Annotated in this window: 11 protein-coding genes and 1 pseudogene; 8 read left to right on the top strand and 4 right to left on the bottom strand. The window is 65.6% G+C overall.

Annotated features, from left to right (window positions below):
• The 4 genes and pseudogenes from MSIMFI_RS28095 to MSIMFI_RS13095 form a co-directional block, all read left to right on the top strand.
• Positions 1–450, top strand: a pseudogene (locus tag MSIMFI_RS28095) (PE family protein); the annotation flags it as partial.
• 259 nt (positions 451–709) lie between these two features.
• A complete protein-coding gene (locus MSIMFI_RS13105; RefSeq protein WP_191497526.1) occupies positions 710–2,449 on the top strand; it encodes a patatin-like phospholipase family protein in 1,740 nt (579 codons plus the stop codon).
• 75 nt (positions 2,450–2,524) lie between these two features.
• A complete protein-coding gene (locus tag MSIMFI_RS13100) occupies positions 2,525–3,877 on the top strand; it encodes an HNH endonuclease signature motif containing protein (RefSeq protein WP_191497525.1) in 1,353 nt (450 codons plus the stop codon).
• A gap of 41 nt (positions 3,878–3,918) precedes the next feature.
• Complete coding sequence (locus MSIMFI_RS13095) at positions 3,919–5,220, top strand: PE-PPE domain-containing protein (protein WP_191497524.1); 1,302 nt, start codon at positions 3,919–3,921, stop codon at positions 5,218–5,220.
• 8 nt (positions 5,221–5,228) lie between these two features.
• Here MSIMFI_RS13095 and MSIMFI_RS13090 read toward each other — a convergent pair whose 3' ends face one another.
• Positions 5,229–5,738, bottom strand: coding sequence for a DoxX family protein (locus tag MSIMFI_RS13090; protein ID WP_191497523.1), 510 nt, complete (start codon positions 5,736–5,738; stop codon positions 5,229–5,231).
• 92 nt (positions 5,739–5,830) lie between these two features.
• Between MSIMFI_RS13090 and MSIMFI_RS13085 the strand changes: the two genes are divergently transcribed.
• Both MSIMFI_RS13085 and MSIMFI_RS13080 read left to right on the top strand, forming a co-directional pair.
• Positions 5,831–7,441 (top strand): pyruvate, phosphate dikinase, encoded by a 1,611-nt coding sequence (locus MSIMFI_RS13085; protein WP_263597370.1) that lies wholly within the window; start codon positions 5,831–5,833, stop codon positions 7,439–7,441.
• Positions 7,438–8,052, top strand: a complete 615-nt coding sequence (locus MSIMFI_RS13080; protein ID WP_191497522.1) for a MarR family transcriptional regulator — start codon at positions 7,438–7,440, stop codon at positions 8,050–8,052. The genes MSIMFI_RS13085 and MSIMFI_RS13080 overlap by 4 nt, the downstream gene beginning before the upstream one ends.
• Positions 8,053–8,058: 6 nt before the next feature.
• Here the strand turns inward: MSIMFI_RS13080 and MSIMFI_RS13075 are convergent, their stop codons facing one another.
• Entirely contained in the window at positions 8,059–9,291 is a 1,233-nt protein-coding gene (locus MSIMFI_RS13075; RefSeq protein WP_191498172.1) for a WS/DGAT domain-containing protein, read from the bottom strand.
• A complete protein-coding gene (locus tag MSIMFI_RS13070; RefSeq protein ID WP_191497521.1) occupies positions 9,291–10,196 on the bottom strand; it encodes an alpha/beta fold hydrolase in 906 nt (301 codons plus the stop codon). The genes MSIMFI_RS13075 and MSIMFI_RS13070 overlap by 1 nt, the downstream gene beginning before the upstream one ends.
• A gap of 180 nt (positions 10,197–10,376) precedes the next feature.
• Between MSIMFI_RS13070 and MSIMFI_RS13065 the strand changes: the two genes are divergently transcribed.
• Complete coding sequence (locus tag MSIMFI_RS13065) at positions 10,377–11,534, top strand: PPE family protein (RefSeq protein ID WP_186244255.1); 1,158 nt, start codon at positions 10,377–10,379, stop codon at positions 11,532–11,534.
• A 12-nt stretch (positions 11,535–11,546) separates the two neighbouring features.
• Here the strand turns inward: MSIMFI_RS13065 and MSIMFI_RS13060 are convergent, their stop codons facing one another.
• A complete protein-coding gene (locus MSIMFI_RS13060) occupies positions 11,547–12,029 on the bottom strand; it encodes a VOC family protein (protein ID WP_191497520.1) in 483 nt (160 codons plus the stop codon).
• Positions 12,030–12,159: 130 nt separating this feature from the next.
• Between MSIMFI_RS13060 and MSIMFI_RS13055 the strand changes: the two genes are divergently transcribed.
• Positions 12,160–13,047 carry an alpha/beta fold hydrolase gene (locus MSIMFI_RS13055; protein ID WP_186244257.1) on the top strand — a complete coding sequence of 296 codons (888 nt, stop codon included), beginning with the start codon at positions 12,160–12,162 and terminating at the stop codon, positions 13,045–13,047.
• Positions 13,048–13,175: the final 128 nt, after the last annotated feature.

Raw genomic sequence — 13,175 nt, 5'->3', positions numbered from 1 at the left:
GCGGGCACCGCCGCCACCCCCGCCCTGGCTGCCGCGGGCGGGGCGGGCGGCCCGGGGGGGACCAGCCGGGGTGGGAACGGGGGGGTCGGCGGGGCCGGGGGCACCGCCGGTCTGCTGTCCGGCTCCGGCGGCACCGGAGGTGCCGGCGGGTTCGGCAACGTTACTGGCGGTGCCGGCGGGGCAGGCGGCAACGCCGGCATGCTCAACGGCTCCGGCGGCGCCGGTGGTGCCGGCGGCGCTGGTGGCACCACGGGTGGCGCCGGCGGGGGCGGCGGCAAGCCCGGGGTGTTCGGCAATGGCGGCAACGGCGGCAACGGCGGCGCGGGGACTGCCACCGGCGGTGACGGCGGGCTGGGTGGCACCGCCGTGCTCATCGGCAACGGCGGCAACGGCGGCAACGGCGGGACCGGCGCGGCCGCCGGCAAGGCCGGCGCTGGCGGCACGGGCGGGCTGCTGCTCGGCGCGGACGGGCTGACCGGGATGGTGCCGTAGCGGATGTTTGGAAAAGTGGGTTTCCAGATGGGTTCCCGAGATCTCGGGATCGCGGATCACCAACCTGCGTGATTCGCTGATCCCCCCGCATTCCTCTATTCGCGGTACGCATTTTCCCGCCGCGCGTTATCTAATTGGGTTGCTGTCGGCGCCAACATGATTCGCAATATCCGCAACGACCTTTCCTAGCACCTGCCGGGCAGATAAGCTCCTGACAATGAGCGCTAACCGCCAGGGTCTTGCGGCTGATGCGCGAAGCGCCTTGCGCCGCGTTCCGATACTTGCCGAGATCGACGATCAACAACTCGATCGACTGTCGAACGCCATCGAACGCCAGCACATCCGCGCCAACGAATGGCTGTTTCGCCTGGGCGACCCGTCGGACGCCATCTACGTAATCGACACGGGGCGATTCGCCGCAATCAGTGCCGACGGACAGGTGATTCGTGAGATGGCTTGCGGTGATTCCATCGGCGACCTGGGCGTGATCTCCGGCGAACCGCGCTCGGCTTCGGTGCGGGCCCTGCGCGACGGCGTGGTGTGCCGGATCGCCGCGGAGACGTTCACCGCGGTATTGGAGACGACTCCGCAACTGCAGTCGGCGATGCTGCGGGCGATGGCGAGGATGCTTCGCGAATCCCGATCTGTGAACGTCTCTCGGGCCCGCAGGGTGGTGGGCATCCTGTCGACTGGGGATGCCCACGCGGCCCCGATCGTCGACGCAGTCGCAGCGCGTCTGGGCTCATACGGGAAGACGGCGGTGCTAGCGCCGTCCGCTGAGACCACCGCTGGCGTCGACGAATACGACCAACTTGTCGACGCCTTCAGCGAGAAGCTGGACGGCGCGGAGCGCGGCAACGATTGGGTGTTGCTGGTCGCCGATCGCGGCTCAGGCGATCTGTGGCGCCAATATGTGATCGCCCAAAGCGACCGACTTGTGGTCCTGGTGGATCGGCACCATCCGCGGAAATCGTTGGAACGCCCTGCAATTGAGGTGCCCGTCCACCTGGTCACCATGACTGAACCGGACCCGAGTTGGTGGGATCTGCTGCAGCCGACCTCGCATCACGCCGCCGACGACGGCGGCCTCGCGGCTCTGGCGCGCCGGATCGCCGGCCGGTCGCTCGGTCTGGTGCTGGCGGGTGGCGGTGCCAGGGGGTTGGCGCACTTCGGGGTCTACGAAGAACTCACGCGCGCCGGCGTCGTGATCGATCGGTTTGGCGGGACCAGTGCCGGTGCTATCGCCGCCGCAATCTTCGCGCTGGGACTGGACCCGCTCGAGGCGACGGCCGCGGCGCGCAAGTACATGGCATACACCAGTCCGCTCGGCGACTACACGCTGCCCGCGGTGGCACTCACCCGGGGTGGACGGGTCAGCCGTCTGGTCGGAGAATTCTTCGGTAGCAAGCTGATTGAGCATGCGCCGAAAGGGTTTTTCTCCATCTCTACCGACATGATCACCGGTGAGCAGATCATCCATCGGCGTGGGCCCCTGGCCCTGGCGGTGCGGGCCTCGATCTCGATCCCGGGGCTCATTCCACCGGTACAGGTGGGCGACCGGGTTCTCATCGACGGAGGGCTGTTGAACAATCTTCCGGCCGATGTGATGTGCGCAGACCGCGATGGCGAAGTGATCTGTGTCGATCTGCGCAACCCTTTCGTGCCGTCAAATCATTTCGGTCTGCTGCCGTCGGCCCTTCAGCCGCCCGCCATGGTTCGGCGCCTGGTGACGGGAACCGATGTCGCCCTCCCGCCGTTGCAGGAGACCATGCTTCGTACCGCTGAACTCGCCTCATCCAAAGTGGATTTGGGTGAGCTTCCCCGAATCGCAGGCATTATCGAGCCCGACATTTCGGCGATCGGCCTGTTGGACTTCAAGATGATCGACGCCGCGTTGGAGGCGGGGCGGATCGCGACTCGTGCCGCCCTCGAAGCGCAGCCGGAGCTCGCCGGCTGAAATCCCTTGTGTCACTCTGGTTTCACCCGTCTCAACCTAGGCATTGTTGTCGGTGGGTGTTCATAGCATTTGGGTATGGGTTCGAGCGCGCGTGAGGAGATCGTTGAGGTCTTCGATGCGCTCGATGCCGAGCTGGACCGCTTGTGCGGCTTGACGTTTGATGCGTTGACAACCCCGGAGCGGTTCCGAGCCCTGGAGCGAGTGGCGCGGCGGTTGCCGGTGCCCGGGCACGCGTTGATCAATCAACTCGCCGAGCAGGCCAGCGAGGAAGAGCTGGGTGGTCGGCTGTCCGCGGCGGTGGCCAATCGGCTGCGTATCACGCGGGCCGAAGCCAACCGGCGCATCGCCGAAGCCGAGGATCTCGGTGAGCGTCGCGCCTTGACCGGTGAGCCGTTGGCTCCCCAATTAGCCGTGACCGCGGCCGCCCAACGCGAGGGCCTCATCGGCGACGGGCACGTGCGCGAGATCCGCACGTTCTTCAAGAAGCTGCCCGCCGCGGTGGACCTATTCACCCGCGAAGCCGCCGAAGCCGACCTGGCCCACCAAGCCACCCAATACCGTCCCGACCAGGTGGCCAAATACGCCCACAAGGTCATGGACTGCCTCAACCCCGACGGCACCTACACCGACCAGGACCGGGCCCGCCAACGCGGGATCAGCATCGGCAACCAACAATTCGACGGCATGTCACGCATCAGCGGCATGATCACCCCCGAGCTGAGGGCCAGCCTGGAAGCTGTGTTGGCCAAGCTGGCCGCCCCGGGCATGTGTAACCCGGCAGATGAGATTCCGACGGTGGGCGGGGAAGCGTCGCCGGAGGCGGTGCGCCGCGACACCTGCAGCCAGGCCCAACGTCAGCATGACGGCCTGCTGGCCGGGTTGCGCGGGTTGCTGGCCTCAGGGGAGCTGGGTCAGCACAACGGGTTGCCGGTGTCGATCATGGTGACTACCACGCTGCAAGAGCTGGAAAAAGCCGCCGGCCGGGGCCTGACCGGCGGCGGCACCATACTGCCCATGTCGGATGTGATCCGCCTCGGCCGCCACGCCAGCCACTATCTGGCCATCTTCGACATGGGCAAAGCGATCGCGTTGTATCACACGAAGCGGCTGGCCTCACCGGGGCAGCGAATTGTCTTGTACACCAAGGAACGTGGCTGCACGGCACCGGGCTGCGACGTGCCGGGCTACTACTGCGAGGTGCACCACTGCACCCCCTACGCGCAGTGCGGTACCACCGACGTCAACGCCCTCACCTTCGCCTGCGGCAGCCATCACCCACTGGCCGAAACGGGTTGGACCACCCGCAAAAACGCCAACGGCGACACCGAATGGATTCCGCCACCCCACCTCGACCACGGACAACCACGAACGAATACCTTCCACCACCCGGACAAGCTCTTGGTGGAAGAAGACGATGACGACCCGTAACGGCGCGGCTGCGAGTAACCTCACAGCCACTGGAGGCGCCTATGTCGTATGTCGTGGCAATGCCTAACTTTTTGGGAAGCGCTGCTGATGATTTGGCCGCAATGGCGTCGGCGGTCAGCGCGGCGAACGCGGCAGCTGCTAGCTCGACCACGTCGCTGCTGACCGCGGGCGCCGACGAGGTGTCAGCGGGCATTGCGGCGCTGTTCAGCGTGCACGGCCTGGAGTATCAGACGGTCAGCACGCAAGCGACGCTTTTTGGTGAGCGGTTCGTGCTCAGCTTGGCGGCTACCGCAAACGCATATCTGACCACCGAGATCGCCAACGCGGAACAAACTCTGTGGAGCGCGGTCAACGCGCCGGCCCGGACACTGTTGGGGTGCCCGCCGATCGGCAACGACGCCAACGCGACGACCCCTGGCATTACATACCAGGCGGCCAGCGCGAGGATTACGGTCCCGGGTGCAGGACCCCTCTATCATCCGAGCTTCCTCACGCAGCTGCCCTATCTCGGACAGCACTACCTACAAGGCGGTATCCCTGGGCCAGCCTCCGTGTCAATCCTGCAGGGCTACGACTTACTCAACCATGCCATCGGGCAGAACTGGTTCCCCGATAGCACGGCTCAGGTTGTCAACTACCCGGCCAGTGTTGGCATCCTAAGCGGCAGCCTGGCCGCTCCTGGTGCCAACGAAGCCATCGCGATGGGACAATGGGCACTCAATGACCAGATCATGAACGCGGTTGCCAACGGCAACGGTTCACCGGTGTACGTGGCCGGGCTGTCGCAGGGAACCATCGTCATCAACCGCGAGTTGGCTTACCTGGCGAGCCTCCCGACCGCTCCGCCGGCGAATGCCTTGCAGTTCGCCATTTTCTCCAGCCCCGAACTCGGCCTGGCGGACATCTACCTCCCGAAGGGGATGACCGTTCCCCTGCTCAACTACACGGTCCAGGATCTACCTACCACCCAGTACGACGTCAGCGTCGTGTTTGGCCAGTACGACTTCTGGGCGGATCCGCCTGACCGACCCTGGAATCTTCTGGCGGTGACGAACTCGCTGTTCGGGGCGCTCTACTACCACGACCCCGCAGCACTGGCATCGCTGTCAGACGCGGTCGAGCTGTCCAGTGTCACCAACTCCTTGGGCGGTACGGTCACGACATACATGATGCCCTCACCGACTCTGCCGATGTTGTTGCCGCTGCAGCAGATCGGTGTCCCACAGCCAATCGTCAATCACCTCAACTCGGTGCTGCAGCCGATTGTCGACGCCGGCTATTCGTCGCTTACGCCTAACGCTGGGCCCTATTTCTCAGAAGGATCACTAGTCGGCTTCGGGTGACGCTGTCGTCATCCCGCCTGTTTGGCGGGCGGGCGGTAGAAAATCAGCAACTGGCCGATGGCCCCCGTTAGGCCCAGGCCTAGCGAGATCAGCAAACCCTGCCAGCCGTCGAACCAGTTCTTGCCGAAGATCAGCCAATCCAGGCTGAGCTTTCCGGCGCCCAGTGTGGCCACGGCGACGGCGCTGACAGCCAGAACCAGGTTGTACTCCCAGCCCTCCTTGACGATGAAGAAGCCGTTAGGGCGGTGTACGGTCCACGCCGCGACGACCATCAGCGAGACAAAGCCCGCCGCCGGAATCGGGGTGAGCAGCCCGGCCGCCAGACCCAACCCGGCCGCCGTCTCGGTGCTGGCCGCTACTGCGGCGTGAAACGTACCTGGCTTCATGCCGATGCTCTCGAACCAGCGCGCGGTCCCAGGTATCCGGCCGCCTCCGAAGAACTTGTTCAACCCATGCGCGGCCAGAGTCAGGCCCAGCACCAGCCGCAGGATCAGTAACCCGACGTCGTAGGGAGTCATAATTGCCAACCTAGATCATTCGCTGAGTCCGTCGATCCGTGTGGGAACATAGCGGGCGTTCCGGCGCTACAAGGGGGTGTACCACGACTCGTTTGACACGAGGCAACGGCGCAACGCCCGCCGGACACTACGTGGTGTTGCTGGACGGCAGCGCCAACCACCCGCGAGAAATCCTTGGCAACAAGGGCCACGGGATCGATGCGATGCGCCGGCACCAACTGCCGGTACCGCCCGCGTTCTGCATTACTACCAGGGTGGGTCTGCGGGACCTCACCGATCCCCAACCGACGATGGACGCGATTTGGGCCGACGTGCTCGACCGGATGAGCTGGCTGGAGGCCGAGACCTCGCGCACCTATGGCAGGGGCCCGCGTCCGTTGCTGGTCAGCGTGCGCTCAGGTGCCACGCAGTCGATGCCCGGGATGATGGACACGATCCTGGATCTGGGCATGAACGACGAGGTCGAACGCGCCTTGGCCACGTACGGCTCGCCTGATTTCGCACGTGACACGCGGCGGCGGTTTGACCGTTTGTACCGGCGGATTGTTGCAGACTCCGAGCCCCCTGACGACCCGTACGCCCAACTACGCGCCGGCATTGAGGCCGTGTTCGCCTCCTGGAACTCACCACGCGCCATTGCCTATCGCCGCCACTACGGTCTTACCGACCAGAGCGGTACTGCGGTGGTCGTGCAGGCGATGGTGTTCGGCAATCAAGCGAAAAACTCGGGTGCTGGGGTGTTGTCGTCGCGCAACCCGATAACCGGCTCCCGCGAACCGTTCGGCGAATGGCTGCCCGGCGGCCAAGGCGACGACGTGGTGTCGGGTTTGGTCGATGTCGAACCCATCGCCGCCCTGAGCCGTGAACAGCCGGCCGTTTACCACGAGTTGATGGACGCCGCCCGTAACTTGGAGCGACTGGCCTCAGACGTTCAAGAGATCGAGTTCACCATCGAAGATGGCAAGCTGTGGCTGCTGCAAACCCGAGCGGCCGAGCGGTCGGCGCAGGCCGCGGTGCGATTGGCGCTGCAGCTGCGGGACGAGCGCCTCATCGATGACACCGAGACGCTGCGCCGGGTGACCCCAGCACATGTCGAGGCTTTACTGCTACCCGCACTACAGCCGGAAACACGGTTGGCTGCAAAACTTTTGGCCAAAGGCGTGCCGGCCTGCCCGGGCGTGGCAGCCGGAACGGCGTACACCGACGTGGACCAGGCGCTGGACGCCGCCGACCGTGGCGAGCGGGTCATCCTGGTGCGCAACCACACTCGGCCCGAAGACGTCCTGGGCATGCTGTCCGCGCACGGAATTGTGACTGAGGTCGGCGGGGCCGCCAGCCACGCGGCGGTGGTCAGCCGCGAACTCGGCCGAGTGGCTGTGGTGGGCTGCGGTCACGGAGTCGCGGCGTCGCTTGCCGGCAAGCAGATCACCGTCGACGGATATGAAGGCGAAGTGCGCGAAGGCAAGCTGACCCTGACGGCATGGTCAGAAAGTGATACGCCGGAGCTGCGTGAGCTTGCCGATATCGCGCAACGAATCAGCCCACTGCGCGCACACACCACTGGGGATTACCCGAAGCTGGATGATCAGTCCGACGCTGCGGTGCGGGCCGCATTGGCCGCCGGGCATACCGACGTAATTTCGGCCACGCCGTTGAATACCATGCTGACCGCCCTGCGACTGGCGAACGAGGTTGCCCGGTGAGCGAATTGGCGATACTTCAAGCAGTGCGGCTGAAGGGGCGGGTAAGTCCCGCCGATCTGGCCACGACGCTGGGTCGCGAACGTGCTGCTATCGCCGACACCGTCGAGCAGCTCAGCGCGGCCGGTCTCCTGGTCGCGGGCACAACACTGCGGATCAGCGCCAGCGGGCGTGAAAGACTCAACGCGTTGCTTGCCGAAGAGCGCAAGGGCATCGACTCGGCCGCGATGACCGCCGCCTACGACGAGTTCCGTTCCGTTAATGGCGAATTCAAGAGTCTGGTCACGGACTGGCAGCTTAAGGGCGGAGCCGGCGGCCAGCCCAACACCCACGAAGACGCTGAATACGATGCGGCGGTATTGGCCCGGCTCGACGGTGTGCACCAACGGGTGGTACCGATCATCGAAGCGGCCGCGACGCAGCTGCCGCGGTTGAACGCTTACTCAGCGAAACTGCTTGCGGCGCTGGACAAAGTCAACGCCGGCGACATTGCCTGGCTCACCCGGCCGCTAATCGACTCGTACCACACCGTGTGGTTCGAACTGCATGAGGAACTGATCCTGGCTGCGGGCATGACTAGGGAACAAGCAGCCAGATCCGGTGATGCTCAGTAGGTTTCGTTATAGAGCGGCGTCGAGTAACTCGACATACGCGTCGACGTCGCCCACCGATTCGGCAGCGTGGACACTGACCGCGACGGTATCGCCGATGCCGTGCACCCCGTGGGTCAGGCTCATCGCGGGCGACAAGGCGGGATACCCGGCCGTTAGCACCACTGGAGCATCGCCCAACCGCAGGTCGGCGCCGCCGCGATTAACACTGGAAACCACCGTGTTCCCGGTCACCTGTGCCGGCCGGGCATCGGAATCGAAATGCGAAACGCCCCAACGCAGCAGCGCCGCGGGAACCGTTGCGAAGGCCCGGTCGGCGGAGCGTATCGCCGGATGCTCGAAGCGCCGGCGGGCGTTGGTTAGATCGGCAACGATTCGCTGCACCCGGTCCTCGCGCCGAAGGTTTGGGTACAGCCCGACGACGACGTTGCCGAAGTGATTATTCGCTTGCCGCACACCGGGTTTCGCCATCGGCACCTCGGCGCCCAGCGAATCGACGGCTCCACCGAGAAACTCTGACAGCGCGGTGGACACCGCGGCCAGCACGCCGACCGTGACCGTGGGACCCGGCAGTCGCGAGCGATCCCGCACCAGGGTGCGCACCGCGCGGGGGCCTTCGGGTCGGGCATTCGTTGCCTGCAACGGTCGCGATCCCAGCCCCGGCGCCAGCAGTCCGGCCTGGGTATCACGAACCAGCTGCCGGTGGGTGCGTGCCGCATCCACGGCCCGCAACGGCAGGAAGCCCGCTCGCCGGCGGACAACCGACGGCACCGGGGTCGCACGTCCAAACAGCCAGGCCGCCAACGCCGAAGCCCGAACGCCGTCACCCAGCGCGTGCGCGACCTGCATGACCGCAACGCTACCTGGGCCGTGAATGCTTGGAATGCCAAGCACCGGAGCGAACACGTGTAGCCGCCAAGGCATCACGCGAGCATCCAACTGCTCGCCGGCCAGACCAACGACGGCACCCAAACAACCGCGCCAGGTGCCATCGAGCGGGCCGTGGCAGACCACGTATTCGGGTCCTATGGCGGCGGGCACCCATTGCGGGTAGGTCAGCGCGCATCCGTCGTCAACCCGGATGCTGAGGTCTGGGCATGCCCTGGCACGGCGGCACACCTGTTCGATCGCCCACCCGAGATCCGTGGGTTCGCCGTCGAACGCATAGAGCAGGAACTGATCGTTGGGGATCTTGGCCGACATCCAATAGAACTGCGCGTCGACGGCTGCCAACCGATGCATCACCCGGGCGAGCCAATGAATGCCAGTACCAACTCGGCAACCCGGTCCGGCTGTTCCAGCTGCAGGAAATGTCCGGCGTACTCGACGAGGGCCACCTCGCTGCCGGCGGGCAGCACTCTTTCCGTCCAGTGTGTGAAAGCCGGTGCGGCACAACCGTCGTCGAGACCGTGAAGGTATAGGGTCGGCAGCCTGGGGGCCTCGGTCCACAGCCGGTTCAATTCGGCGTACCGCGCCGGTGGGCGGGTGTTGCGTATCGTGGCGCGGTACGGGCCAAGCGCTGCACGCGAGCTCTCCGGTGTTCCGATCGCAGCATCGACGTGGCGCAGATCTTCCTCCGCGTGATAACCCGGCGACCACCGTCGCCACAACAGGGGCACCACCCAGGAAGCCGACCGTTCCGGCAACCAAGGCAGCTGGAAGTAGCTGATATACCAGCTACGCAGCATCTGACGCGGCAGCTCGCGGAGCAACCGGGCGCGGTCGGGCACCCGGCCCAGCGGGCGGAATGCCGCAGCCGGCGGCACCGACATGACTACGGCCTTGGCGAATGGGCTGTCCGACATTGCGGCCAGGCCGGTGGCGGCAATGGCGCCCCAGTCGTGACCGATCACCACGTCACGTTCGGAGCCACCGGCAACCGAACGCACCCGCAAGGCGTCGTCCATCAGCGCACCCACGTGATAGCTGCCGTCCGCCGGAATCGAGGACGGTGCATATCCCCGCATGAACGGGGCCACGACCCGCCAGCCCTGCTCGGCCAGCTGAGGAGCGATCTTGCGCCAGCCATAGGCAGTGTCTGGAAATCCATGCAGACACAACGCGATTGGCGCATCGGCCGGCCCCCACGTCAGGGCCTTCAGGTCACCGTTGGCAGCTTTCACGTCGATCCAGCGTGGTTGCGACATCTTCACTCCTGTTCGCCACGTGCAGTCCGCCCGGTCCAACGTAACCGGCAATCAGGGGGACAAGAAAACCGTCGATCGGGGGACATGGCGTTCATCCCAGGTGTGCCCACTCGGTCGACAGACGTCGGCCCGCCGGCGCGGCAGGCTATTTACCAGGGATTAGAGGGAGGACCAAGAGCGATGTTGTTCGCCGCTTTGCCACCAGAAGTCAACTCCGCCCGGATGTACACCGGACCCGGCGCGGGTTCCATGCTCAGCGCGGCGACCGCGTGGGACGCACTTGCCGCCGACCTGAACTCGACGGCGGTCTCGGTCGAATCGATGCTCTCCGGACTTATCAGCGTGGCGTGGCTAGGCCCCGCAGCCACAACGATGGCGGCCGCCGCCGCACCGTATGTGACGTGGCTCCACGCCACCGCCGCCCAGGCCGAACAGGCTGCCGGCCAAGCGAAGGCGGGCGCGGCGGCCTACGAGGCGGCGTATGCGATGACGGTGCCGCCGGCGCTGATCGCGGCCAACCGAGCCCAGTTGATGGCGCTGGTCGCCACCAACTTCCTGGGTCAAAACAGCCCCGCGATCGCCGCCACCGAAGCTCAATACGGCGAAATGTGGGCCCAGGACGCGGCGGCAATGTACAGCTACGCCGCCAGCTCTGCGGCCGCGACCACGATGACCCCATTCACCGAGCCGCCGCAAGCGGCGAGCCCGGTCGGGCTGGCCAGCCAGGCCCAAGCCGTCGCCCAAGCCGCCGGCAACTCCGTGGCGACCGACATCATCACTGCACTGTCACAGCTAACCTCCGCGGTGCCCTCCGCATTGGCAGGGATCGTGGTCAATCCGGTGACGTCGACCGTGCTTCCAGAGTGGGTGACAGACCTGCAGACCGTTATGAGCATCTTCGGCACGCCCTTTTTTGCTTCCACGGCCGTCGCCGGATTAGGGATGTCGATGATGTCGACCATCAAAGGTCTTTTCCCAGCGGCGGCCGCGATCGGGAGCCAGATCGCGACGTCGGCCGGGCAGGCGGTTACTTCGGCGGTGGGGGCTCCGGCAACCCTGGCCGGCGCGGTGACGGCCGGCCTCGGCAAGGCAGCGACGGTCGGGGCGTTATCGGTACCCAAAGCCTGGGCGAGCGCGGCACCCGCGATCAGCGATGCAGCGGCAGCGCCCTTACCGGGCACCGCTGTGGGTGCGGCCGTCGATGCTTTGGGCGGCCAAAACTCAGGAGGGCTGTTGGGCGGGATGCCGCTGGCGCACATGGGAGCACGGGGCCTGACGACTTCGGAGTCCCGGCTCGAGCTCCGCCCGTTGCGCGTGCTGCCCGAAGCTATTGCTTGACCGTGCCGGGACTCACACCGTCACCGCCTGTTCGAGCTCGGCAATCACGATCTTGCGCATGCCGAGCATCGCCTGAGTCGCAGCCGCAGCCCGGGCAGGATCTGGATCGCTGATCAACTCGTAGAGCCGCTCCGGGATAATTTGCCAGCTCAGGCCGAAGCGATCCTTCAGCCAGCCGCACTGCGATTCCTGCCCGCCGTCGACCAATCGGTCCCAGTAGTAGTCAACCTCGTCTTGGTCTTTGCAATGGACCGTGAAGGACACCGCCTCGGTGAACGAAAACTCCGGGCCGCCGTTGATCCCGATGAACCGGGTGCCATCGAGCACGAAGGTGCCGCTCACCACCGAACCCGGTTCGCCCGGTCCGGCATCGGTGTAGCGGGTGAAACCCTCGATATGCGAGTTCGGGAACACCGAGGTGTAGAACTGCGCCGCTTCTTCCAGGTTGTGGTCGAACCAAAGCGAGGGCGTGATCGATGGCCTGAACGGGGACATTTCGCCTCCTGGTTGTCGGGGTGTTCGTATCGATAGACCCCGGCGGCGACGAGAACTCACCGACGCTGCCAGCACCGCGCGGGCGAAGGGGGCCGAACCAACCGTTAAACAAGCTAGGTAACGTCGAACCATGAGCGCGGCGAGCAGCGGCCCCCAGACGGTTGAGTTTTCCGGTGCCGGTGGGATCACCCTCGTCGCCGACGAGTGGAACCGCGGCTCGTCCCTGCTGGCCAATCGGGCGGCCGATCGACCCACGATCCTGATGTTGCATGGCGGCGGTCAGAACCGATTCTCCTGGAAGAATACCGGTCAGATTCTGGCCGACGATGGGTTTCACGTCGTGGCCTTGGACTCCCGGGGTCACGGGGACAGCGATCGCGCGCCCGACGCCGATTACGACGTCGAGACGCTGACCGCCGACGTCATGCACGTCCTCGACGCGATCGGCCGCCCGGTGCTGATCATCGGAGCCAGCATGGGCGGGTTGACCGGCATCCTTGTCGCACACCGAGCCGGCTCCGAGAGAGTGACCCAGCTAGTGCTCGTCGACGTGGTACCTCAATTCGAGAAGAGCGGCAGCGCCCGGATCCGCGATTTCATGTTCTCCAACATCGACGGGTTCGAGTCGCTGGAGCAGGCCGCCGATGCCGTTGCCGCCTACCTGCCGCATCGGACCAAGCCACGCAGCCCCGAGGGGCTCAAGAAGAACCTGCGCCTGCGCGACGGACGCTGGTATTGGCACTGGGATCCGGCGTTCATGACCAAGCCCGGGGACGACCCCGAGTTGCGCACCGAAAGTTTCGAGCATGCCGCCAGTAGCTTGACGATCCCGGTCCTGTTGATCCGCGGAAAGCTGTCCGACGTCGTCAGCCACGAAGGTGTACAACATTTCCTGGCCACCGTGCCGCGCGCGGAGTTCGTCGAACTGTCCAACGCAGGACACACCGCGGCGGGCGACGACAACGACGCATTCAGTGAAGCCGTGGTCGCGTTCGTCGAGCGCGGTCTACGGCCCTGATTCCGTAATGATCGGCTTCCAGCTTCCTATTGGTGACAACACGACTCAATCGCGCTAAAACCGGCCCCCGGGAAAGCAAATCCCGATATAACAGCCTCGAACAACCCGCGCGAAACGTCAGCGCTGTC

Source organism: Mycobacterium simulans (genome assembly GCF_900232995.1).
In the GTDB taxonomy this organism is placed as follows: Bacteria; Actinomycetota; Actinomycetes; order Mycobacteriales; family Mycobacteriaceae; genus Mycobacterium; species Mycobacterium simulans.
The sequence above is the reverse complement of the archived record's forward strand: the minus strand, read 5'-3'. Positions and strand labels throughout refer to the sequence as shown.